Below are 22,757 nucleotides of genomic sequence, written 5' to 3'. Positions count from 1 at the left end.
CTAGGGTTCTATGCAGTTCACAGGTGACGAAAAGGGTTTCGAAACATGGCGAGTAAGCGGGCGACCATCTCCGATGTGGCCTCGCTGGCGGGGGTCTCGATCGCCACGGCGTCCAAAGCACTCAACGGGCGCCAGGACGTGCGGGCCGCGACGCGCGAGCGGGTGCTCGCCGCCGCGGCGGAGCTCTCCTTCCAGCCGAACGCCCTGGCCAGGGGGCTGATCTCAGGACAGACGCGCACGGTCGGCCTGCTGACCTCCGACAGCGTCGGCCGGTTCGGCATTCCGGTGCTCCTCGGGGCGGAGGACGCGTTCGGGGCCGGCGAGATGGCCGTGCTGCTCTGCGACGCGCGCGGCGACGCGATCAGGGAGCAGCACCACGTACGGGCGCTGCTGTCGCGCCGGGTGGACGGGCTGATCGTGGTGGGCGAGAGCACGAGCCCGCGGCCGTCGGTGAGCAAGGACCTGCCGGTGCCGGTCGTGTACGCCTACGGCCCCTCGGACGACCCGTCGGACGTGTCCTTCGTGCCGGACGACGTCGGCGCGGCCGCCATGGCCGTCAACCACCTGCTGGCGATGGGCCGGCGCAGGATCGCGCACATCACGGGGCCCACGCACTACAAGGCCTCACGCGACCGCGAGGAGGGCCTGCGCCAGGCGCTCGCGCAGGCGGGGCTGCCACAGTCGGGGCAGACGCTGTCGGGCCCGTGGTCGCAGCGGTGGGGGCGGCACGCGGCCGAGATGCTGCTGATGGCCGAGCCGGAGGTCGACGCGGTGTTCTGCGGCAGCGACCAGATCGCGGCCGGCTTCGTGGAGACGGCCAGGGAACGCGGGCGGCGGGTGCCGGAGGACATCGCGGTGGTCGGCTACGACAACTGGGAGGTGCTGTCCACGGAGACCCGGCCCGCCCTGACCACCGTGGACATGAACCTGGAGCAGCTGGGGCGCACCGCGGCCCAGCACCTGTTCGCCGCCATCGACGGGAAGGCGACGCCCGGGGTGCACAAGATGCCCTGCCAGCTCGTGATCCGCGACTCCACCTCCCCGCCGGGCGTCTCCTGAGGCGGGCCCGTCAGGGGCAGCGGACGATCATGCCCGCGTACGACAGGTTCCCCCCGAACCCGAACAGCAGCATCGGCGCCCCGCGCCGGACCTCACCCCGCTCCAGCAGCTTCGACAGCGCCAGCGGCACGCTCGCGGCCGAGGTGTTGCCCGACTCGACCACGTCGCGCGCCACGATCGCGTTGACCGCGCCGAGCTTGGCCGCGACGGGCTCGATGATGCGCAGGTTCGCCTGGTGGAAGACCACCGCCGCCAGATCCTCCGGCCGTACGCCGCCGCGCTCGCACGCCTTCCTGGCGATGTCGGGGAGCTGGGTGGTGGCCCAGCGGTAGACGGTCTGCCCGTCCTGGGAGAAGCGGGTCGGGGTGCCCTCGATGCGTACGGCGGTGCCCAGCTCCGGCGCGGAGCCCCACACCACGGGGCCGATCTCGGCCTCCGGAGTGGCGCTGATCACGGCCGCCCCCGCGCCGTCGCCGGTCAGGACGCACGTGGTCCGGTCGGTCCAGTCGGTGACGGCCGTCATCTTGTCCGCCCCCACGACCAGGGCGTTCGTGGCTGCGCCGGCGCGGATGGCGTGGTCGGCGACGGCCAGGGCGTGGGTGAAGCCGGAGCACGACACGCCGACGTCCATCAGCCCCGCGCCGGGCACGCCGAGCCGGGCGGCGACGCGGGAGGCGATGTTCGGGGCGCGCTCGGTCTGGGTGCAGGTGGCGATCAGGAGGAGGTCGATGTCGGCGGCGTCCAGGCCGCTCGCCGTCAGGGCCTTCGCGGCGGCGTGGTGGGCCAGGTCGGTCACGGTCTCGTCGGGTTCGGCAACGTGCCGGGTGCGGATGCCGACGCGCTTGGTTATCCACTCGTCGTTGGTGTCCACCATGGCCGCCAGCTCATCATTTGTCAGGATTTTTGCTGGTTGATAGTGGCCTGTGGCGACAAGTCGTGATCCTGTCATGAGGCGGACTATAGCAACCGACCGTTCGGACGCTAAACTGCCCGCATGAGTCCCCGCAGATCCGTCGCCGAGGCCCTCGGCACGCGTGCGGCCATCCTGGAGCGCTCGGTCGCCATCGCCTCCGCGGAGGGGCTCGAAGGGCTGACCATCGGCCGCCTCGCCGGTGAGCTGGGCATGAGCAAGTCAGGAGTGCTCGGGCACTTCGGCTCGAAGGAGGCGCTGCAGCTTGCCGTCCTCGACCGGGCCGGGGAGATCTTCCGCGCCGAGGTCTGGGAGCCCGCCCGGCCCGCCGCACCCGGGCTGACCCGCCTGCGGGTGCTGTGCGAGGCGTGGATCTCGTACCTGGAGCGCGGGGTCTTCCCCGGCGGGTGCTTCTTCGTGGCCGCGGCCCACGAGTTCGACGGCCGGCCGGGGCCGGTGCGGGACGCGGTGGAGGCCAGGTTCGACGCCTGGCGCGGACGGCTGCGCAAGGAGGCCGGGCGCGCCGCGGACGCGGGCGAGCTGCCCGGGGGGACGGATCCGGATCAGCTCGCGTTCGAGCTGCTCGGCGCGGTCATGGCCCTGAACCACGCCCTCCAGCTCCACCACGACCCGGCGGCCCCCTCCCGAGCCCGCCACGCCGTCCAGACCCGCCTCACCGCCTGACCTCGGCCCCGCTCGGCTTCCACCGGTCCCAGGGCATGCGGAAGCTCGGGCGCGGCGGATGCGGCGCCCGAGCCCGGGTTCCAGGCGTCAGCCGCCGGTCGAAAGTTGCTCGAAGAGGGCCAGGGCCGCCTCCCGGACCTCTTCCGGGGAGACCCCGTCCAGCGTCTTCCTGGCATCGGTGATGTCACGAGTGGTGGCGAGCGTGATGGCCACGGACGACGCTGCGGCGTGGTCGATCGATCCCGTCGGGGCGGCGTCTGCCAGTTCCTGGGCGCTCGCGGCGAGGTCGAGGTTGTCTCTCAACGGATCTCCTCGGATGAAGACGGCTCGGCCCATTGCATCATTTGGCATCATGCCGCATCCACCATTCGGTGAATTCACGACACCGGCCATCGGGCACAAACCTGATCACCCATAGATTACTGTACGTTTTGTCGGGATATGTCGTGACCCCCTGGATAACACTGACGTCGTCGGCCACGTTCACCGGATGCCACTCGAACTCGGCCTCACCAGGCTTGTCCTGCCGCCCGAGCCACTGCGAGATGATCTCGTCCCGCCCCTGCCACGGAGAGCTGTACGGCTCGGTGTAGTAGACGGCGTCCTCGGTGAACAACGCGGCGATGTCGTCGGGATCATTGGAGTTCCAAGCACGTACGTACCCCTCGATCCATGGGCCCGGCTCGACCATTGTGTTACCCCCTCAGCGGGTCATATCGCCCGCCTACCCGCCTGACCAGCCGTTAAGCGTCGATCATGGACACTACGCCTGGTCACGGTCTCATCTCGTTTAGGTATAGGGGTACTCAGGCGCTCTTCCGCGTACTCCGTCAGGGTTGGAGCCGGGGGGAGTTCATGGCGGCTCCGGGATGTGCCGCGGAGGAGGGGACGGCACGTGCCGCGGGTCGGGACACGGCGGTCTGCCAGCCGCCCGCCCCGCCCGCGGCACGCGCCGAGGCCGCCGCTACACGGAGTGAGCGGGACCGGTGCTGCCGCGCGGCGTGAGCACGGCCGCCCGGTCCTCGTACGGGGGCACGGTCTCGCCCGCGATCAGCGCGAGCAGCCGCTGGGCGGCGTGCGCCCCGTACGCGGGGATGTCGCGGGTGAGCGCGGTCAACGGCGGCCGGACGACCTGGGACAGCGGCGAGTCGTCCCAGGCCACGATGGACAGGTCGCGCGGCACCTCGACCCGCATCTCCTGGGCCACGGACATGCCCGCCACGGCCATGATGTCGTTGTCGTAGATGATCGCCGTGGGCCGGTTGGGCGAGCTGAGCAGCCGCCGGGTGGCCCTGGCGCCCTCCTCGCCGGTGTAGTCGGTGTGCACGGTCACGTGCTCGGCCACGCCCTCGCACGCCTGCTCGAACGCCTGGTCGCGGACGGTCGTGTGGACCAGCTCCGGCAGCCCCGCCACCCGCGCGACCCGGCGGTGGCCCAGCGCCACCAGGTAGCCGACGGTCTCGCGCACGGCCTCCCCGTCGTCCGACCAGACCGCCGACAGCGAGCCCGACTCGGTGGGATGTCCGATGACGACGACCGGCATCCCCAGCCGCTCCAGCTCGACCACTCTGGAGTCCGAATAGTGCAGGTCGACCAGGAACACGCCGTCGATGCGGCTCTCGCCCCACCAGCGCCGGTAGACCTCGCTCTCCTGCTCATGGCTCGTGACGACCTGGAGCAACAGCGCGTACGAGCGGTTGGCGAGCACGCCCTCGATGCCGCTGATCAGCTCCATGAAGAACGGCTCCACGCCCAGGATGCGGGCGGGACGGCAGAGCGCGAGGCCCACGCAGTTGGCCCTGGCGCCGTTGAGCGCCCGCGCCGCGCTGTTGGGCCGCCAGCCGATCTCCTCGGCGATGGCGACGATCCTGGCCCGCGTCGCGTCCGACACGCCCGGTTGCCCGTTGAGCGCGTAGGAGACCGCCACTTTGGACACTCCCGCCCGGCCGGCGATGTCGGCGATCGTGGGTCGCTTCACGGACTCCCTCTCTGAACCGGATAACCCTCATACTCTAGGCCACCCCATTCGGTAAGGGAATTAACCGCTTAAGCCACGTGCCAGGGTTTGGCGTCCTCGGTCTCCTTGGCGGCTCCGGCCACGCGCAGCGCGTACGTCGGCGGCTCCGCCCCCGGCACCGGCCCCAGGTACGTGTGCCCGGTCAGATGACACCAGGCGGGCAGGTCGACGGGCGCGGCGGGATCGGTGGCGATGAGATGGATCACCGCTCCGGGACCGGCCTGGCGCACGTGACCGCGCAGTTCGATGAGCAGTTGCACGCAGAGCTTGCCGCTGCCGTCCACCACGAGATCAGGCATGAGTACAAGGAAACCACCGCCCGGACCCAGGACCGTCACGAACCCCGCAGGTGGCCCATGAGCTTTTCGACCTCCCGCGCATAGTGCTCGGCGAACTCCGGCGACGCCGGATCCCACCCCCAGACCGCCTGGACGAGCTGCGGGAACGCGATGCCGGCCGCCGCCATCGAGAACAGCGCCACCAGCACCGCCGCCGGGTCGAGGTCCGCGGGGAACTCCCCGTCCCGCTGGCGCTCGCGCAGGAGCTCCAGATCCCGGCGTACGTCCTCGACGAAGGAAGGGTCGGGCGGCCCGTCGTCGGTGAGACTCCGCCAGAGCATCAGCCGGCCGTAGTCGCGGCGGGCGGCGTTGGCCCGCACGTATTCGGCGGCGAGCGCGCCGAGCGAGGCCGACCGGTCGGCGAACCCGCTCTCCTCGGCCTGCCAGCGCGCGGTCAGGGCCTGGTAGAGGCCCTCCTTTCCGCCGAAATAGTACGAGATCAGCTGCTTGTTCACCCCGGCCCTGGTGGCGATCTCGCTGACACGCGCCCCCGCGAACCCCTTCGCCGCGAACTCCTCCAGCGCCGCCTGCAGGATGCGGGCCTTCGTGCGCTCGGGGTCGCGCTGCTTCTCTTCGGGCGCTCGTCTCATGGCCCGCACTCTATCATCCATCCGGATGGTTGACAGAATCATCCGTATGGATGATAGTCGAGCCATGACACGGAACATCGCGATCATCGGTGGCGGCATCGGCGGGCTCTGCCTGGCCCAGGGGCTGCGCAAGGCAGGGCTCGACGTGACCGTCTACGAGCGGGACAGGACCCCGGCCGACCGGCTGCAGGGCTACCGCGTGCACATCGACCCGAACGGCGCCCGCGCCCTGCACGACTGCCTGCCCGCGCATCTGTGGCAGGCGTTCCTCGACACGACCGGGCGGCACGGCGGGCAGGACTTCGGCTTCGTCACCGAGCGGCTGGGGCCGCTCGCGCTGATCGAGGCGCCCACGGCGGCCGACCCGGCCGACGACCACCACTCGGCCAGCCGCATCACGCTCAGGCAGGTGCTGTTGTCGGGGCTCGACGACGTCGTACGGTTCGGGAAGACGTACGAGAGGTACGAGCGGCTCCCCGACGGGCGGGTCGAGCTGTTCTTCGCGGACGGCACGAGCGCGACCGCGGACATCGTGGTCGCCGCCGACGGCGGGAACTCGCGGGTGCGTAAGCAGTACCTGCCGCACGCCGAGCGGGTGGACACGGGGATCACGACGGTGGCGGGCAAGTTCCCGATCACCGCCGAGACCAGGAAGCTCGTGGCGCCGCGGCTGCTCGACGGGCCGAACAGCGTCATCCCGCCCAGCGGCATGGGGTTCTTCACCGCGCCGCACGACCTGGGCGACGGGGTGGCGTACGGCGAGTTCGGGGTGACGGAGCAGGAGGGCGCGCTGATGGACAACTCCAGCAGCTACATCCTGTGGGCCTTCGGCGCGCCCGGCGCCGCCTTCCCCACCAACATCTCCGAAATGTCGGGCGAGCAGCTCCAGGCCACCGTGGCCCGGAAGATCGAATCCTGGCACCCCGACCTGCGCACGGTGGTCGGCCGGTCCGACCCCGACACGATCACGCTGCTGCCGATCCGTACCTCGATCCCCATCGACCCCTGGCCCGCCACGAACATCACCCTGCTCGGCGACGCCATCCACAGCATGACGCCGATGCGCGGCATCGGCGCGAACACCGCGCTGCGCGACGCGCGCCTGCTCTGCGCCGCCCTCACCAGCGGGGACGATCCTGTTGACGCCATCGCGGGCTACGAGGCCCGGATGCGCGAGTACGGCTTCGCCGCCGTCCGCGACTCGATGCGCGCGGCCGAGCAGTTCGTCGGCGGCAGCCGGGTGAGCCGGACAGGGTTCAAGGTCTTCCTCCGGGTGGTCCAGCGCTTCCCCGCGCTGAAGGCCAAGGTGTTCTCCTGACCCGGCCTGTTGCGCGGGAGGGGCCGGGCGAAGAGTGTGGAGGCATGCCAGGCGTCGACACGATGGACGGCCTCCTGCTGGCGGTCGCGGAGTTCGATCCGGACGCGTACGAGCTGCCCGTCGAGGCGGCGGCGCTCGACCGGGCCAGACGGTCGCTCGACGCGTGCGGGCTGCTGCTCCTCGGCGAGGTGCACGGGGTCAGGGAGAACCCGCTCGTCATCCTCGGGCTCATGCGGCTGCTCGGCCTGACCAGCCTGGCCCTGGAATGGCCCGAGGAGCTGAAGCCGCAGCTCGACCGCTACCTCACCGACGGGACCGGGCTGGACCACCCGCTCTGGTGGCTCGGCAGCGGCGCCATCACCGCCGGGCACCTCGCGGTGCTGCGAGCCGTCCGGGGGCTGCGAGTCACGTTGTTCGACGGGTGGACGCACGCGGGCGACTGGTCGCAGCGCGACGCCTTGATGGCGCAACGGGTGCTGGCGGCCCACGCCGAACCCGCGCTGGTCGTGGCCGGCAACCTCCACACCCTGACCTCCCCGACCGACCTGGGCCTGCCGATGGGGGCGTGCCTGGCCAGCGCGCGGCCGTCGCTGGAGAGTGTACGGATCGACTACGGGACGGGCACCTTCTACAACTTCGAACCCCGGCACATCCGCAATCACCCGGCCAAGGCGGGGCTGGGGGTCGGGGAGGACGGGCTGGTGGTGGGACTCCCCGAGTTCACCGAAGCCACCGTCCCCCACCTCCCCGCCGACCTCCTCGACTCCCACCTCACCCCCTGACCCACCACCCCGGCCGACGCCCTCCAAGAACCCCAACCGAAGTACGCACGGCGGGCCGCCCCTCTCCGCCCCCAAGGCCCCCAGCCGAAGCACGGGCGGAGGCCCCCTCCCCTTCCCTCAAGGACCCCAGCCGAAGTACGGATGGGGATGGGCCTGCGGTGGGAGCCTGTCGGGTGCGTACTGTGGACTCGGGCGGGGAGGACGCATGCGGGTCGGGATTCTGGGGCCGCTTCAGGTGGCGGGGTGCGCGGTCGGCGGTGCCCGGGTGCGGGCGCTGTTGGTGCGGCTGGCGCTCGACCCCGGACGCGTCGTGACCACGGACAGGCTGATCGACGACCTGTGGCCGGGTGAGGCGCCGGCCCATCCGATGGCGGCGCTGCAGTCGCTGGTGTCCAGGGCGCGCAGGGAGGCGCCGGGCGTGATCTCGTCCCATCCCGCCGGATATGTGCTGGATGTGCCGCCGGTGGAGGTGGACGCGTGGGCGTTCGAGCGGCTCGTACGGGCCGGTGACGTGCACCGGGCACTGGCGTTGTGGCGGGGTCCGGCGCTGGCGGATGCGGCCGATCTACCCTTCGCCACGGCCCCGACGGCCCGCCTGGAGGAGCTGCGCCTGACCGCCCTGGCCACGAGGATCGCCACCGACCTGAGCGCGACGATCACCACCGACCACCCCGAACGGGGGGCTGGGCTGGTGGCGGAGTTGGAGGGGTTGGTTGCCGCGCATCCCTTACGGGAGCCGTTCCACGCCCTGCTCATGCGCGCCCTCACCACCCAGGGCCGACGCGCCGAAGCGCTCGCGCTCTTTGAGCGGATCAAGGCGGCCCTGGCCGAGGAGCTGGGCGTGGACCCGGGGCCCGAGCTGCGGGAAGCCCACCTGGAGGCGCTGCGGGACGCCGAGCCGAAGAGCAACCTGCCCGCCCGCCTCACCAGCTTCGTGGGCCGCTCCGAGGACATGTCCCGGCTGAAGGGCCGGCTCGGCAGGGCCAGGCTGGTCACGCTCGTCGGGCCGGGCGGCGCGGGGAAGACGCGGCTGGCCGTGGAGGTGGCCGCGGGCCTGCACGTGCCGGACGGCGTGTGGCTGGTCGAGCTCGCCACCGCCACCGGCGTACGGGCCGCCCTGGAGGGCACGCTCAGGACGACCGACCCGGTCAGGGCCCTGCGCGGCACCGCGCCGCTGATCGTGCTGGACAACTGCGAGCACGTGATCGAGGAGGCCGCCACGACGGCCCGTACGCTGCTGTCCGAGGTGGCGGGCCTGCGGATCCTCGCCACCAGCAGGGAGCCGCTCGACATCCCCGGCGAGACCCTGCACCACGTGCTGCCGCTGCCCGAGGGGAAGGCGGCCGAGCTGTTCGCGGAACGGGCCGCCGCCGCCCGGCCCGACCTGCGGATAGAGCCGGAAGAGGCAGCGCGGATCTGCCGCGAGCTGGACGGCATCCCGCTGGCCATCGAGCTGGCCGCCGCGCGCCTGCGTACGATGCCGCTGTCCGTCCTGGTGCGCCAGCTCGGCGACCGGCTGGCCTTCCGCGGCGGCCGTACGGCGGAGCCGCGCCACCGCACCATGCGCGCGGTCATCGACTGGAGCTGGAACCTGCTCTCCGACCGCGAACGCGAGCTGCTCCGGGGCCTGACGGTGTTCTCGGGCGGCGTCACGTACGAGGCGATCTCCCAGGTCTGCGGCGGCGACCTCGACCTGCTCTCCTCGCTGGTGGACAAGTCGCTCATCGCGGTCTCCGGCGACCGCTACACGATGCTGGAGACCATCAGGCAGTACGCCGCCGCCGACCTCCCCGAGCTGCGCCAGGCCCACGCCCGCTACTACACCGAGCTGGCCGAGACCGCCGACCCCCACCTGCGGACCGGCGAGCAGCTCAAGTGGCTGGCCGTGCTCGACGCCGAGCGGGGCAACCTGGACGCGGCGCTGCGCCACTCCGACGACCCGCTCCGGGTGATCCTGCCGCGGCTCTGGCCGTGGATCATCCGCGGCCGGCATCGCGAGATCAACGAGCAGGCCGCGGCGGTGCTGCGGAGGGTGGGCGACACGCCGCCGCCGGGGCGGGAGCTGGCGCACGGGATCTGCCGGGTGCTGGCGGGGTTCGCGCCGACCGAGGCGGTGCTGGAGTCCGACCATCCCGCCGCCCTGAACTCGTGGGCGCTGGCCGGGGTCGGGACGCCCGCCGACGTGGTGAGCCTCACCGAGCGGCAGTCGGGGCGGCTGCGCGACCATCCCGACCTGTGGACGAGGTCGGCGGCGCTGCTGGCCACCGGCATCGTGCGGTTCGAGTACGGGGCGGTGGCCGGGGCCGAGGACCTGCTGGCGCCGGCGGTCGACGGGTTCAGGGCCGTCGGGGACCGGTGGGGGCAGTGGGCCGGGCTCTACTGGTTGTCGCTGGTCGCGGAGAACCACGGGGACTTCGCCACGGCGGTCGCCCTGGCCGAGGAGCCGGAGCGGCTGGCCGCCGAGCTGTCCGGGCTCGACACGCCGCTCGGGCCGATGACGTTCCTGATCCGGGTCGGCCAGCTCAAAGGGCGGGCGGGCGATCATGCCGGCGCGGCCCGCGCGCTCGAACGGGCGTGGGAGTCGGCCGTGCGGTCCGACGACCAGGCGATCGTGGCCAGGGTCATGCACGCCAGGGCCGAGCTGGCCAGGCGCACCGGCCACCCGGACGAGGCCGCCCGGCTGCTGGAGGCGGCACTGGCGCTCGACGTCGAGGTGTCAGCCCAGCTCAGGGCGTACATGAACGTCGAGCTCGCCCGCGTTCGCGAGCCTCGCGAGCCGCTGCGCCGGGCCCTGGAGCTGATGGCCACGTGCTCCGACAGGACCGCGCGGGCGACCGTGCTGGAAGGGGTGGCCGAGCACCTGGAGCCGGAGGCGGCCGCCGAGCTGCTCGGCGCGGCGCGGGCGCTGAGAGGGATCGGCGAGTCCGCCGATCCCCACGTCAACGAGCTGGCCGCCAGGTGCCGGGCCGCGCTGGGCGAGCACGGCTACCGCGAGGCGTCGGCGAGGGGCGCGTCGATCCCGAACCCGGAGAGGTACGCGCTGAGGCCGCTCTCGTCCCCGTGATAGCCGATGTAGCCGTCGGGGCGGACGAGGATGACGCCCTCCTGGCCGTCGAGCGGCGGGAGCACCGCGAACGGGTACGCCGCCTCCGTCTCGGCCAGCAGCAGGAAGCCGGTGCCGCGCTGCTCGGGGAAGAGCGCGCCGAGCCGTTCGCCGCCGCGCTCGCCCACGGACAGCGGGCTGCCGAGGTAGGCCAGGCCGAGCTGGTTGGTGTCGTCGCCGCGCTTGTTGTCCTGCTCCCGGTACAGGCGGGTGCTGAGGCCCAGCACGTGCGCGGCCACCGCCATCCGCTCGTCCTCGTACGTGTCCAGCAGCGCCTCGGTGCCGACGGCCAGCTTCCAGCCCAGGTTGTAGGCGTCCTGCACGCCGGTGTTGAGCCCCTGGCCGCCCGCCGGCGTGTGCACGTGGGCCGCGTCGCCGGCCAGGAACACCCGGCCGACCCGGAACCGGTCGGCCATGCGGATGTTGACGCGGTACTCGGACCGCCACAGGATCTCCTCGATCCGCACGTGCGGCGCGTGCTCGGCGACGAGCGCGATCAGGTCGTCGTCACCGGTGTACGGGGCGACGAGCTGGAAGACGTCGGTGTTCGGCAGCGGGCAGAGCGTGAAGTGGACCTTCTGCTCGGCCGGCGAGCCCCACACGTGCCAGTGCTCGCGGTCCAGGTCGCCGGTCGTGACGTCGGCCAGCAGCATGCGCTCGCTCTCGAACGTGTCGCCGACGAAGCCGACGCCGAGCTGCTTGCGTACGACGCTGCGACCGCCGTCCGCGCCCACCAGGTACGCGCAGCGGACCTGCTCGCCGTCGCCCAGGGTGCCGGTCACGCCGTCCTCGTCCTGCTCGAAGCCGGTCACCTCGGCCCCGAACTCGACCTCGTGCCCCAGCTCGGCCAGCCGGTCGCGCAGGATCTGCTCGGTCCGCCACTGCGGCTGCATGATCAGATTGGGGTACGGCACGCCGGCGGACGGCTCCCGGATCTCGTCCATCCGGCCCTCCCAGACCACCTGGTCGCCCTGGTAGCTGCGCAGGCTCGGGTACTCGCGGCCGGTGGCGAGGATCTCGCCGACCACGCCGAGGTCGTCGAAGACCTCCAGCGTGCGCGGCTGCAGGCCCTTGCCGCGCACGCCCGTGGGCGGCAAGGGCGACTTCTCGACGATGCGGAGGTCGACGCCTCTGCGGGCCAGCTCGATGGCCAGGGTCAGTCCGGTCGGCCCGGAGCCGACGATCAGCACGTGTGTCATGCCGAGGACGATGCCTGGGGGCACTGCCAGATCTCTGTCAGCCGCTGCCATTCATGGACGCAAGTTGTGGAACAGCGCCACGCGGTCGCGGTGGTATTCGAGGTCGTCCTCGTCGTGCCGCACCCCCGCGCGCACGGCTTTCCGGAAGTAGGCGTACTCCCTGCGGAGCTTGTGCCTGATGAGCTGGGCCAGCGCCTCCTCGTCCAGCTCTCCGGCGGTGCCCCCGGCCTCGTGGTACGCCTCCACGAACGCCCGGCTCGGCCCCAGCTCGTCGTCCCCCCATTCGAGCGCGGCGGCGGCCAGCTCCACCTCCGGGGCGCCGACGAAGGTCTCGTCCCAGTCGAGCACCGCCACGATCCCGCCGTCCCTGGAAAGGGTGTTGCCGGTGTAGTAGTCGCCGTGGAGGGGGTGGCGCAGCGGGTGGCGGGCGTGGAACTCCGCCAGCCAGCGGTCGAGGGCGGGGTCGTCGAGTTCGAGGGCGTCCCGGGGCGGGTCGCCGTACAGGCCGGACTCCTGGAAGGCGGGCACCGGACGCGGCGGCGGGCGGAACGTGGCCAGCGACTCGTGCAGCCTGGCCAGCAGGCGGGCGCCCGCCGCGCGCTGGGCGGGCACGTCGGAGTCCGGCCACTCGCCCTCGACGTACGGCCAGCAGGAGATCGGGCGGCCCGCCACCATGACGACCGTCGCCCCGTCGGGGGCCGGCACGGGTGCGACGGCCTCGGGGAGCGTGCCGGCGGCGTGGCGGGCGATCGCGTGACACCACTCGCTCTCGGCGGCTGTGCGCCCCACCGGCCCGACGCGGATAACATGGCCGTCAAGCCGGTACGCGGCGGATTCCTCGCCACCGTGCAATCGTTCGCCGTTCCCCGTGACATCCCAGGTCAGCGCCATGGCCGCACGGATTTCCGGGGTAAGCGGGATATCGGCATAGATCACTCCGGAAAGCCTATCTTCCGGATCCGTCCCCGATGCGCAAAGGTTAGGGTCACCTACCTCGCACTTAAGGAGACCCGTGGCCAGTCCCGGCAGGCTCGACACCAGAGGCAGCGATTTCGCCCGACTAGCCCGTCAGATCACGGACGCCGGTCTTCTTGACCGGCGTCCCTTTTATTACGCGATCCGGATGACCATCATGGCCGCCGTCTACCTCGGCGGCTGGGCGCTGTTCGTCTGGCTCGGCGACTCGTGGCTGCAGCTTCTCGTGGCCGTCGCGCTGGCGGTCGTCTTCGCGCAGCTCGGGTTCCTGGCCCACGATCTCGGGCACCGGCAGGTCTTCAGGACGCGGCGGCCCAGTGACGTCGCGGGCCTGATCATCGGCAACCTCGCCATCGGGCTCGGCTGGGGCTGGTGGACCACCAAGCACAACCGTCACCACGCCAACCCCAACCACGAGGACCACGACCCCGACGTCTCCCCCGCCGTGATCGTCTGGTCGGAGGAGCAGGTCGCCAGGAGCATCGGCCTACCGCGATTTGTCGCGAAATATCAGGCTTACTGGTTCTTCCCGCTGCTGACGCTCGAGGCCTGGCACCTCCACATCGCCAGCGTGAAGGCCCTGTTCCAGCCCGAGGCCAAGCGGCGCGGGTCGGAGCTGACGATGCTCCTCACGCACTTCGTGCTCTACTTCGGCCTGGTCTTCACCATCCTGCCGGTCGGCAAGGCACTGCTGTTCCTGATCGTGCATCAGGGAGTGTTCGGGATCTACCTGGGGTGCACGTTCGCGCCCAACCACAAGGGCATGCCGATCCTGACCGCGGAGGACAAGCTGGACTTCCTTCGCAAGCAGGTGCTGACCTCGCGGAACGTACGGGGCGGCCTGTTCGCGGACGTGGCGCTCGGCCAGCTCAACTACCAGATCGAGCATCATCTCTTCCCCAACATGCCGGCCCCCAACCTGCGCAGGGCACAGCCGATCGTCGAGCGGTACTGCGCGGAGATCGGCGTCGACTACCTCCAGACCGGCCTGATCGAGTCGTACGGGCAGGCACTACGCCACCTGCACGAGGTCGGCGCCGCGCTCAGGCGCCCCCTTCCGACTCAAGGCGCCTGAGCAGCGAGTCGCGGCGGCCCTCGAGCTGAGCGATCAGCTCCTCCTGCTCGTCCGCCTGGCTGATCAACGCCGAGATCTCCACCTGGTCGGTGGCGCCCATGTCGCGACTCTGGTTGCGGAGGTCCTGGTTCTCGGCCCTCAGCCGGGCCAGGTCCTCTTCGACCTGCCGCAGGTCGTCCTTTGTGCTCATTTACGTGCTCTACCCAGATGCGCCCCGGCGATTACCCCCCAGAATGGGAGCATGCGCAAGCCGTCGACCAGCATGATCGTGTCACTCGTGGTGATCGCGGGTCTGCTGGTCGGCATGGCCCTCACCTACGCGACCAGGGGCCAGACGCAGACCAACGTCCTCGACGTGGCGCTGCCGGTCATCGCCTGCTGCGGGCTGCTGCTGCGGGAGCGCTATCCCGTCGGGGCGCTGCTCCTGGTGATGGTCTGCGTCGCCGCCTACTACCGGTACGCGGGGCTCGACGGGCCCCTCGTCATCCTGCCGTTCGTCAACCTCTACACCGCGGCCGAGAAGGGCCACCTCACCGCGGCCATCGCCATCGGGGCGGCGTCGCTGCTGGGCATGGGGCTCGGCGAGACCAGCGGCGTCCGGCACGTCGAGAACAGCCTGTTCCTCATGATCGCCGGCTGGGAGGTGGCGGCGGTCGCGTTCGGCAGCGTCACCCGCAGCCGCCGCCTCTACCTGCAGGCGGTCGAGCAGCGCGCGCTCGAAGCCGAGCACAGCAAGGAGGAGGAGGCCAGGCGGCGGGCGAGCGAGGAGCGGCTGCGGATCGCGCGCGAGCTGCACGACGTGCTCGGGCACAACGTCTCGATGATCAACGTGCAGGCCGCGGCGGCGCTGCACGGGCTCAGGAAGCGGCCGGAGGACGCCGAGACGGCGCTGCGGACGATCAAGGACACCAGCAAGGAGACCCTGCGCGAGCTGCGGACCACCCTGGGCGTGCTGCGCCAGGTGGACGAGGACGCGCCGACCGCCCCCGCCGACAGCCTGGCCCGGGTGGACGCGCTGGTCGCGGCGTCGGGGCTGGAGGTACGCACGGACCTGTCGGGGCCGCTCGACGCCGTGCCGACCGAAGTGGACCTGGCCGCCGCCCGCATCGTGAGGGAGGCGCTGACCAACGTCTCCCGCCATTCCGGTGCGAAGCAGGCCACCCTCACCATCAACAACACGTCCGGAAATATCATGATCCGTGTGGAGGATGACGGGCCGGGCGCCACGTACGACGGGGGCAGCGGCTTCGGCCTGCAGGGCATGCGCGAGCGTGCCACCGCGCTCGGCGGCACCCTGGAGGCGGGCCCGCGTCCCGAGGGCGGCTTCAGCGTCGTCGCCCGGCTGCCGCTCGGGAATGGGGCTCGATGATCCGCGTACTGCTCGCCGACGACCAGACCCTGGTACGGGCCGGGTTCCGGTCCATACTCAGCGACGAGGACGACTTCGAGGTCGTCGCCGAGGCCGCCAACGGCGCGGCGGCCGTGGCCGGAGCCCGCGAGCACCGCCCCGACGTGGTGCTCATGGACATCCGCATGCCGGAGCTCGACGGCCTGGAGGCCACCCGCCAGATCTCCGGCGACCCCCGGCTCCAGAACGTCAGGGTGATCATCCTGACCACGTTCGACCTGGACGACTACGTGTACGGCGCGCTGCGCGCCGGCGCGAGCGGCTTCCTGGTCAAGGACACCGAGCCGGCCGAGCTGATCCACGCCATCAGGGTCGTGGCCAGGGGCGACGCGTTGATCGCGCCGTCGATCACGCGGCGGCTGATCGCCGAGTTCGCCGGCCGGGTCAAGCGCCCCGAGCCCGGCCCCGAGCTGAACGCGCTCACCGAACGCGAGCGCGAGGTCATGACGCTGGTAGCCGGCGGCCTGTCGAACGACGAGATCGCGGCCCGGCTCGTGCTCAGCCCTGCCACGGCGAAGACGCACGTCAGCCGCATCATGACCAAGCTGTCGGTCCGCGACCGGGCCCAGCTCGTGATCATCGCGTACGAGGCCGGCATGATCATCCCGGGCTGGGCTACTCCCTGAGTCGTAGCCCGGGAGCCCTCGTGCGACCCGGGATGTACGCCGGGTTGCCGCCCGGGCATGACGCGGCGGGCGGAGCCGTACCGGGACGCTCTGGGGCATGGACACCGTGGACCTGGCCCGCCTGCAGTTCGCGCTCACTGCGGGCGCGCACTTCCTGTTCGTGGCGCTGACGCTCGGCCTGGCGACGCTGGTCGCCGTCATCCAGACCCGGGCCACCTTCAGCGGCGACCCGGTGCACCTGCGGATGACGCGGTTCTGGGGCCAGCTCTACATCATCAACTACGCGATGGGCATCGTCACGGGGCTGGTCATGGAGTTCCAGCTCGGGCTGTCGTGGAGCGGGCTCACCGAGTACGCGGGCAACGTCTTCGGGTCGGCGCTGGCCATCGAGACGCTGGTGGCGTTCTTCGTCGAGTCCACGTTCCTGGGCCTGTGGATCTTCGGCTGGGACAAGCTGAACCGGTGGGCCCACCTGGCGGTGATCTGGGTCGTGACGCTGACCGCGTACGCGTCGGCGTTCTGGATCATGGTCGCGAACGGCTTCCTGCAGCACCCGGTCGGCCACGTGCTGGACGGCGGCGTGCTGCGGCTGGCGGACCTCGGGGCCATGGTGGGCAATCCGGCCGCGCTGGTCGCGTTCGGGCACGTGATGGGCGGGGCGATGATCACCGGCGGGTTCTTCATGGCCGGGGTGAGCGCGTACCACCTGGGTAAGCGCACCGCCGAGCAGGACTTCTTCCGCAAGTCGCTGCGCATCGGGATCGGTGTGGCGCTGCCCGCGCTGTTCTTCACCGTGACCTTCGGCGGGCTCTCGTTCCAGACCCTGCAGCCGACCAAGGCGGCGGCGTGGGGGGCTGAGCCGGAGCGGCTGGCCGAGGCGCAGGCCCAGATGGTGGCGGCACACGGCCCCGGCGACTACCTGCCGCCCGCCGGTCCCGTGCAGGCGGCGGGCATCACGATGATGCTGCTCTGGCTGGTGATGACCGTGGTCGCGGCGCTGAGCTTCGTGCTCATGCTCATCCGGCCCGTCGTACGCGGGTTCAGGCCGTGGCACTGGCTGCTGACCCTGATGATCCCGGTCCCGTTCGTGACCATGCTGGCCGGCTGGATCTTCCGGGAGCTGGGACGCCAGCCGTGGGCCGTGTTCGGGCTGCTGAGGACGGCCGACGCGATGTCACCGGTGACCGCGGCCCAGATGCGCTTCTCGATCGTCGCCTTCGCCGCGGTGTTCGCGGTGCTGATCGCGATCAACTACTGGCTGCTGGCCAGGCACGCCCGCCGCGGGCCCGGCGCGGAGTCGCTCGGCGCCCCCGCCACCCCCGCACTGAGCTTCTGAGGAGCCGTCATGGAGATCTTCGTCTTGGCCTTCTTCGCACTCGGCTACCTCGTGCTGGCCGGGGCCGACATCGGGGTCGGCATGGTGCTGCCGTACCTGGGCAGGACGGCGGCCGAGCGCCGCGAGGTGATCGCCGCCATCGCGCCGTTCTTCCTGGGGAACGAGGTGTGGCTGGTCGCCACAGCGGGGGTGCTGGCCGGGCTGTTCCCCGAGCTGGAGGGCGAGCTGCTGAGCGGCAACTACACGGTCGTCGTGGCGCTGGTCCTGTCGTGGGTCGTGCGTGACATGGGGCTGTGGCTGCGGGGGCGGATGCCGGGGCCGCGGTGGCAGACGTTCTGGGACGGCGCGATCGTGGCCGGGAGCTGGGGGCTGGCGCTGAGCTGGGGGGCGCTGCTGAGCCACGTACTGGTCGGCATGGCGTCCGCCCTCGTGGTGGCCGTGCTGTTCGCCACGCACGGGCTGGCGTTCGCGGCCCTGCGACTGCGCGGGACGCTGCGGGAGCGGGCGGCCGTGCTGTCGGGCGGGGCGGGCGAGGCCCGCACCTACCTGCTGACGGCCGCCGCGCTGACATCGGTGGGGATTTTGGCCGGGCTCCGGCTCCCGCTGGAGCCCGGCACCTCCGGCCCCGTGCTGGTGCCGGTGATCCTGACACTCATCCCGCTGCTGGTGGCCGCCCAGGGCTGGGTGTGGTGGACGTTCAGGCATCGGGTCACGGGGCCGTCCTACCTGTGACGGCGGGTCAGAAGACGGGAACCCCGTCCCTGGTCAGCTTCCAGTTCTGGACGGCGAACCCGCTCGGGTCGATCGTGCCCTTCGCGGTGGCGTACTCGATCAGCGCCTGCCGGATCTCCACCTGAACGTTGTAGAGCACCGGCGCGCCGGTGACGTGCGGGAAGCCGCCGCCGCCCGACTGCCGGTAGTTGTTGATCGCGACCACGAACTCCTTGCCGGCCGGGACCGGCGCGCCGTCGTAGGACAGGTTGGCGATCCGCTGGCCCACCGGCTTGGAGATGTCGATGTCGTACGACACCCCGGAGAGCTGGTCATAGTTGTAGTCGGGGGTGTTGCCGGCGTTCGTCAGCTTGGTCACGTCCACCAGGTCGCCGGGAGCGAGCTGGTTGAAGTACTTGGCGGAGTACTCCAGGTAGTCCTTGATCTGCGCGCCGGTCAGCTTGACCGCCAGCAGCGTGTTGTCGTAGACGTACAGGCCGGCCACGTCCCTGACGCGGATGTCGCCGGCGGGGAAGACGGCGCTGCGGCTGAACGGCGCCGCGATCGACAGCACCGGCAGCGTGTTGTCCGGCAGCGCCTGCTTGACCGTCTCCACCTGCACCTGCTGGATGTAGTCGAGGATCGGCGTGTCCTTGTACGGCGACTCCGCGGCCGACAGCGCCTGCGCCGACTTGGCCACGACCTTGTTCACGTAGCCCACGGTCGTGTCGTGCTGCGGCCTGAGCAGCTGGACGATCTTCGGGTCCTCCTGGACCGTGTTGGTGTTGACCGTGGCGGCGGACTTGCCGGTGACCACCCACCTGCCGTGCTGCTTGGTGAGCTGGAAGTCCAGCCTCGACAGGCGCTGGCCCCACCTGCCCGGCTCGGTCAGCAGCACCTGCTGCCCGGTGACCTTGTTCGTCACGAACCGCTGCGGCACGTCGTTGTGCGCGTGCCCGAACAGCACCGCGTCGATGCCCGGCACCTGCTCGGCCACCATCGCGGAGGCGTTCTCGACCGGCAGGTCGCCACCGTAGGACGACAGGCCGCTGTCGCCCGCGTGCGCGGTCACCACGACCACGTCCGCGCCCAGTCCGCGGATGACCGGCACCCACTTCTTCGCCGATTCGACCAGGTCGGTGAAGCGGAGCCTGCCCTCGACGTTCGCCTTGTCCCAGATGGCCACGCCGGGGTTGGTCAGCCCGAGCACGCCGACCTTGACCGGCTTGTCGCCGTTGACCTTCATGGTCTTGATCACGAACGGCTTGTACGCGGGCAGCCCCGTCCGGTCGTAGACCGCGTTCGCGCCGAGCACCGGTGCCCGCATCTGCTTGATCCAGGTGGCCAGCAGCGGCAGACCGTAGTTGAACTCGTGGTTGCCCAGCGTCACGGCGTCGTACCCGATGGCGTTCATGGCCTTGGCCATCGGGTGGGTCTGGCCGGTCTGGGTGATCGGCTCGACCTTGGCGTAGTAGTACGCCAGCGGGGTGCCCTGGATGGTGTCACCCGAGTCGAACAGCAGCGTGCGGTCCGCCCCGCGCTCGGCCCTGATCTGGTTGACCAGCGAGGAGACCTTGGCCAGGCCGACGCTGTTGCCCGCGCTGTCGGCGTATGCGGTGTCCTTGAAGTAGTCCCAGTTGAGGACGTTGCTGTGGAGGTCGGACGTGCCCATGACGGTGACGGTGACCGAGGCGGCGCCGGCTTGCGCGGGGGGCGCCACCAGGACCAGCGCGCACAACGCGGCGGCCCCGGTGAGGGCGAGATTCTTGGTCTGCATGAGGCTGGAGCGTAACCAGCACAGTCAATCGGCGGATACGCGGGTGATGAACTCTCGGACAAGGGTCGTCACTTCGGCCGGTTTCTCGTGCAGGACGACGTGGCCGCTGTCCAGCTCGGCGTACTCGCTGCCGGGCAGGGCGGCGTGCAGCGCGCGGGCGTGCTCGACCGGGATCAGGTAGTCCCGGGTGTTGCCGACGACCAGCGTGGGCGCGGTGATCTTCGGCAGCAGGTCCCTGATGTCGAGGCGCAGGTCCAGCTCGATCTGGCGGCGGACGCCGTGCGGCGGCTCTCCGGCGGTGAGGGCCTGCGCGCCGACCGCGCTCACGTACTCCGGGCCGAACGCCACCAGCGGCCCGAACGCGGTGAAGCTCTCCGGGTCCGTCTCCGCCAGCCTGGCCCACGTGCGCAGGCCCAGGCTCAGCCGGGAGTCCTCCGCGTGCGTCCAGCCGGCGATCAGGACCAGCCGTCTGACCAGCTCCGGGTGCTCGGCGGCGACCGCCACGGCCACTGCCGCCCCCAGCGAGAAGCCGACGAGATCTGATGGGCCCTCGAACGTGGCCGCGACCTGCCCGGCGAGCAGGTCGAGCGTGAGGTCGCCGCCCGGGTCGGCGGTCTGGCCGCTGCCGGCGTAGTCAGGGGTGATGACGGTGCGCAGGCCGGTGAACTCCGGCACGAGGTGGGCGTAGTTGCTGACGGCGTCGCCGCCGGTGCCGTGCACCATGACGAGGCCGGGCCCGCTGCCCGCCCGCCGGTAGTGGACGGGGCCCGAGCTGTGGGTGACCGTGGGCATGCGAGGCTCCTAGAGGTTTCCGCCGCCGGTGGCGTCGATGGTGCTGCCGGTGATGAAGCTCGCCTCCGGCGAGGCGACGAAGGCCACCGCGTTCGCGATCTCGTCCACGTGGCCGATCCGGTTGAGGGCGTGCCGGCTCGCCGCGTACGCCTGCGCCTGCGGGTCGCCGCGCAGCCAGCCCGCGTTGGTGTCGGTGTCGATGATGCCGGGGGCGACGTTGTTGACCGTGATGCCGCGCGGGCCCAGCTCCTTGGCCAGGGCCAGCGTGAACACCTGCACCGCGCCCTTCGTCATCGCGTACGCGATCCCCTCCGGGAAGGCGATGCGGGCCACGCCCGAGGTGATGTTGACGATCCGCCCGCCGTCGGGGATCAGCGGCAGCAGTTGCTGGGTGAGGAAGAACAGCCCCTTGACGTTGACGTCGAACAGCCGGTCGTACGCCTCGGGGGTCTCCTCGCCGATGGGCCGGGACATCCCGATGCCGGCGTTGTTGACCAGCACGTCGAGGACGTCCGTCTCGTCCTTCAGCCGCTCCGCCAGCGCCTGGCTCCCCTCGCCCAGATCGGCTTTCACGGCGAACGCGCTGCCGCCGTCCTTCACGATCAGGCCGACGACCTCCTCGGCCGCCGCCTCGTCCCTGGCGTAGTTGACGGCCACGCGGAAGCCGTCCCTGGCCAGGCGTAGCGCGATGGCGCGGCCGATGCCCCTGCCGGCTCCCGTCACGAGCGCGGTCTTCATCCCGGCACTCCACCTTTCTTTAGCGATCGATACAGAAACCATAACATAGCGATCGCTATAGAATGTGAGCATGGCCAGACAGCGGGCGTTCGACAGGGAGGCAGCGCTGGAGGCCGCGCTGCTCGCGTTCTGGCGGCACGGCTACGAGGCGACCTCGATCGCCGAGCTGACCGCCGCCATGGGGATCCGCCCACCCAGCCTGTACGCGGCCTTCGGCGACAAGCGGCGGCTGTTCGAGGAGGCGGTGCGGCGCTACCAGGAGACGTACGGCGCCTTCACGACACGGGCCCTCGCCGAGGAACCGACCGGCCGCCAGGCCATCGAGCGCGTGCTGCGCGAGGCCGCCGACGAATATTCGAGCCGCTCGCATCCGACGGGGTGCCTGATCATCACGGCGGCGGTGAACTGCGGTCCGGAGTCTGCCGAGGTCGAGGAGCTGCTACGCGGCTTCAGGGAGGGCAGCAAGGCGGCGCTCAAGGCACGCATCGACGACGACCTGGCTGCCGGCCGCCTCCCTGCCGGCACGGACACGGCGGGACTGGCGACCTTCTACGCCGCCGTCATCCAGGGCATGTCCACCCAGTCCCGCGACGGCGCCACCCACGTCGACCTCCTCCACATCGCCACCCTCGCCATGTCCGCCTGGCCCATTGCATTCGAGTGACTACAGAACGTAGGGACCGTTGCCAGGTTGAGGGGTCATGATTACTTGGAATTTCCACGTCGCCCTGAATCGGGCGCCTGCCGGTGGAGAGCTGGATGCTCTGTTCGAGGCTGGTCTGGATGATTGCACGGTATCCGGAGACAAGGACGGCAGCGTCTACATGATGTGCGACCGCGAGGCGGACAGCATGCTGGACGCGATCGCCTCCGTGATCGCCCAGGTCAAGACGGTCCCCGGTCTCTGGCCCATCGCCGTCGGGGAGGACGACGGTGTGACGCTGGGGGACGCCGCCCGTCGGCACGGCGGGCGCACGCAGGCCAGCCTGCGCCAGCTCGCCGCCGGGCAGCGGGGTCCCGGCGGTTTCCCCGCTCCCCTCATCGAGGCCGACAACATCCGCCTCTACTCGTGGGCCGAGATCTCCGAGTGGCTGCGCACGCGGATGGGGGATGACATCCCGCCGGAAAACCCGGATGTCGCTCTGGCGGATGCGCTCGTGAGGCTCAACTGCCGGGCCCGAGCCGCGCATCGGGAAGACGGGCTCCGCCACCTGTTCGAAGCCATCGCCTGACCCCGCGCCGCACCCGTCGGCCTCAAAACCTCGCCCCTCAACCTCACCGCCCTCACCGCCTCACCGGCGAGCGCGGAGCCTCACTCC

24 protein-coding genes are annotated in these 22,757 nt (G+C 71.1%); 12 read left to right on the top strand and 12 right to left on the bottom strand.

Going from position 1 to position 22,757, the window contains the following annotated elements:
• Positions 1 to 45 precede the first annotated feature (45 nt).
• Positions 46 to 1,059, top strand: a complete 1,014-nt coding sequence (locus AB0L65_RS53985; RefSeq protein WP_364263844.1) for a LacI family DNA-binding transcriptional regulator — start codon at positions 46 to 48, stop codon at positions 1,057 to 1,059.
• Between the two features lie 10 nt (positions 1,060 to 1,069).
• Here the strand turns inward: AB0L65_RS53985 and AB0L65_RS53980 are convergent, their stop codons facing one another.
• Complete coding sequence (locus AB0L65_RS53980; RefSeq protein WP_364263841.1) at positions 1,070 to 2,008, bottom strand: beta-ketoacyl-ACP synthase III; 939 nt, start codon at positions 2,006 to 2,008, stop codon at positions 1,070 to 1,072.
• Positions 2,009 to 2,053: 45 nt separating this feature from the next.
• On the opposite strand from AB0L65_RS53980, the gene AB0L65_RS53975 reads away from it, so the two are divergent.
• Positions 2,054 to 2,653, top strand: a complete 600-nt coding sequence (locus tag AB0L65_RS53975) for a TetR/AcrR family transcriptional regulator (RefSeq protein WP_364263838.1) — start codon at positions 2,054 to 2,056, stop codon at positions 2,651 to 2,653.
• 87 nt (positions 2,654 to 2,740) lie between these two features.
• Here the strand turns inward: AB0L65_RS53975 and AB0L65_RS53970 are convergent, their stop codons facing one another.
• The 5 genes from AB0L65_RS53970 to AB0L65_RS53950 all read right to left on the bottom strand — a co-directional run bounded on the left by AB0L65_RS53970 (position 2,741) and on the right by AB0L65_RS53950 (position 5,598).
• Entirely contained in the window at positions 2,741 to 2,956 is a 216-nt protein-coding gene (locus AB0L65_RS53970) for a hypothetical protein (protein WP_364263835.1), read from the bottom strand.
• Positions 2,957 to 2,993: 37 nt separating this feature from the next.
• Positions 2,994 to 3,344, bottom strand: a complete 351-nt coding sequence (locus tag AB0L65_RS53965; RefSeq protein ID WP_364263832.1) for a nuclear transport factor 2 family protein — start codon at positions 3,342 to 3,344, stop codon at positions 2,994 to 2,996.
• A 273-nt stretch (positions 3,345 to 3,617) separates the two neighbouring features.
• Positions 3,618 to 4,631 (bottom strand): LacI family DNA-binding transcriptional regulator, encoded by a 1,014-nt coding sequence (locus AB0L65_RS53960; RefSeq protein WP_364263829.1) that lies wholly within the window; start codon positions 4,629 to 4,631, stop codon positions 3,618 to 3,620.
• Positions 4,632 to 4,699: 68 nt separating this feature from the next.
• Positions 4,700 to 4,969, bottom strand: a complete 270-nt coding sequence (locus AB0L65_RS53955; protein ID WP_319707263.1) for a sulfurtransferase TusA family protein — start codon at positions 4,967 to 4,969, stop codon at positions 4,700 to 4,702.
• A gap of 35 nt (positions 4,970 to 5,004) precedes the next feature.
• Entirely contained in the window at positions 5,005 to 5,598 is a 594-nt protein-coding gene (locus AB0L65_RS53950; protein ID WP_364263826.1) for a TetR family transcriptional regulator, read from the bottom strand.
• Positions 5,599 to 5,662: 64 nt separating this feature from the next.
• Between AB0L65_RS53950 and AB0L65_RS53945 the strand changes: the two genes are divergently transcribed.
• From AB0L65_RS53945 to AB0L65_RS53935, 3 genes are all read left to right on the top strand, one after another.
• Positions 5,663 to 6,916, top strand: coding sequence for an NAD(P)/FAD-dependent oxidoreductase (locus AB0L65_RS53945; RefSeq protein WP_364263823.1), 1,254 nt, complete (start codon positions 5,663 to 5,665; stop codon positions 6,914 to 6,916).
• Positions 6,917 to 6,960: 44 nt separating this feature from the next.
• Positions 6,961 to 7,698 (top strand): hypothetical protein, encoded by a 738-nt coding sequence (locus tag AB0L65_RS53940; RefSeq protein ID WP_364263820.1) that lies wholly within the window; start codon positions 6,961 to 6,963, stop codon positions 7,696 to 7,698.
• Positions 7,699 to 7,903: 205 nt separating this feature from the next.
• Positions 7,904 to 10,762, top strand: coding sequence for a BTAD domain-containing putative transcriptional regulator (locus AB0L65_RS53935; RefSeq protein WP_364263817.1), 2,859 nt, complete (start codon positions 7,904 to 7,906; stop codon positions 10,760 to 10,762).
• On the opposite strand, the gene AB0L65_RS53930 is transcribed toward AB0L65_RS53935, so the two are convergent.
• A complete protein-coding gene (locus tag AB0L65_RS53930) occupies positions 10,684 to 12,000 on the bottom strand; it encodes an FAD-dependent monooxygenase (RefSeq protein WP_364263814.1) in 1,317 nt (438 codons plus the stop codon). The genes AB0L65_RS53935 and AB0L65_RS53930 overlap by 79 nt on opposite strands.
• Positions 12,001 to 12,051: 51 nt before the next feature.
• Positions 12,052 to 12,936, bottom strand: coding sequence for a phosphotransferase (locus tag AB0L65_RS53925; protein ID WP_364263811.1), 885 nt, complete (start codon positions 12,934 to 12,936; stop codon positions 12,052 to 12,054).
• Positions 12,937 to 13,123: 187 nt separating this feature from the next.
• Between AB0L65_RS53925 and AB0L65_RS53920 the strand changes: the two genes are divergently transcribed.
• Entirely contained in the window at positions 13,124 to 14,050 is a 927-nt protein-coding gene (locus AB0L65_RS53920; protein ID WP_350738355.1) for an acyl-CoA desaturase, read from the top strand.
• Here AB0L65_RS53920 and AB0L65_RS53915 read toward each other — a convergent pair.
• Positions 14,019 to 14,240, bottom strand: coding sequence for a hypothetical protein (locus tag AB0L65_RS53915; RefSeq protein ID WP_350738358.1), 222 nt, complete (start codon positions 14,238 to 14,240; stop codon positions 14,019 to 14,021). The two genes, AB0L65_RS53920 and AB0L65_RS53915, sit on opposite strands and share 32 nt — an antisense overlap.
• 51 nt (positions 14,241 to 14,291) lie before the next feature.
• On the opposite strand from AB0L65_RS53915, the gene AB0L65_RS53910 reads away from it, so the two are divergent.
• From AB0L65_RS53910 to AB0L65_RS53895, 4 genes are all read left to right on the top strand, one after another.
• Positions 14,292 to 15,419 carry a sensor histidine kinase gene (locus AB0L65_RS53910; protein WP_364263808.1) on the top strand — a complete coding sequence of 376 codons (1,128 nt, stop codon included), beginning with the start codon at positions 14,292 to 14,294 and terminating at the stop codon, positions 15,417 to 15,419.
• Positions 15,416 to 16,084 carry a response regulator transcription factor gene (locus AB0L65_RS53905; RefSeq protein WP_364263805.1) on the top strand — a complete coding sequence of 223 codons (669 nt, stop codon included), beginning with the start codon at positions 15,416 to 15,418 and terminating at the stop codon, positions 16,082 to 16,084. The genes AB0L65_RS53910 and AB0L65_RS53905 overlap by 4 nt, the downstream gene beginning before the upstream one ends.
• A 97-nt stretch (positions 16,085 to 16,181) precedes the next feature.
• Positions 16,182 to 17,420, top strand: coding sequence for a cytochrome ubiquinol oxidase subunit I (locus tag AB0L65_RS53900; RefSeq protein WP_364263802.1), 1,239 nt, complete (start codon positions 16,182 to 16,184; stop codon positions 17,418 to 17,420).
• A gap of 9 nt (positions 17,421 to 17,429) precedes the next feature.
• Entirely contained in the window at positions 17,430 to 18,152 is a 723-nt protein-coding gene (locus AB0L65_RS53895; protein ID WP_364263799.1) for a cytochrome d ubiquinol oxidase subunit II, read from the top strand.
• Positions 18,153 to 18,159: 7 nt separating this feature from the next.
• On the opposite strand, the gene AB0L65_RS53890 is transcribed toward AB0L65_RS53895, so the two are convergent.
• The 3 genes from AB0L65_RS53890 to AB0L65_RS53880 are packed head-to-tail and all read right to left on the bottom strand — an operon-like array spanning position 18,160 to position 21,438.
• A complete protein-coding gene (locus AB0L65_RS53890) occupies positions 18,160 to 19,908 on the bottom strand; it encodes a 5'-nucleotidase C-terminal domain-containing protein (RefSeq protein ID WP_364263796.1) in 1,749 nt (582 codons plus the stop codon).
• Positions 19,909 to 19,932: 24 nt separating this feature from the next.
• Positions 19,933 to 20,700, bottom strand: coding sequence for an alpha/beta hydrolase (locus AB0L65_RS53885; RefSeq protein ID WP_364263793.1), 768 nt, complete (start codon positions 20,698 to 20,700; stop codon positions 19,933 to 19,935).
• A gap of 9 nt (positions 20,701 to 20,709) precedes the next feature.
• Entirely contained in the window at positions 20,710 to 21,438 is a 729-nt protein-coding gene (locus AB0L65_RS53880; RefSeq protein WP_364263790.1) for an SDR family oxidoreductase, read from the bottom strand.
• A gap of 70 nt (positions 21,439 to 21,508) precedes the next feature.
• Between AB0L65_RS53880 and AB0L65_RS53875 the strand changes: the two genes are divergently transcribed.
• Together AB0L65_RS53875 and AB0L65_RS53870 are read left to right on the top strand one after the other, a co-directional pair.
• The gene (locus tag AB0L65_RS53875; protein WP_364263787.1) at positions 21,509 to 22,102 is read left to right on the top strand and encodes a TetR/AcrR family transcriptional regulator; all 594 of its coding nucleotides are present in this window, start codon (positions 21,509 to 21,511) and stop codon (positions 22,100 to 22,102) included.
• 160 nt (positions 22,103 to 22,262) lie between these two features.
• A complete protein-coding gene (locus AB0L65_RS53870) occupies positions 22,263 to 22,670 on the top strand; it encodes a hypothetical protein (RefSeq protein WP_364263784.1) in 408 nt (135 codons plus the stop codon).
• Positions 22,671 to 22,757 lie beyond the last annotated feature (87 nt).

It is taken from the genome of Nonomuraea sp. NPDC052116 (assembly GCF_040680035.1).
GTDB lineage: Bacteria > Actinomycetota > Actinomycetes > Streptosporangiales > Streptosporangiaceae > Nonomuraea > Nonomuraea angiospora_A.
This window is presented reverse-complemented; position numbering and strand designations above follow the sequence as displayed.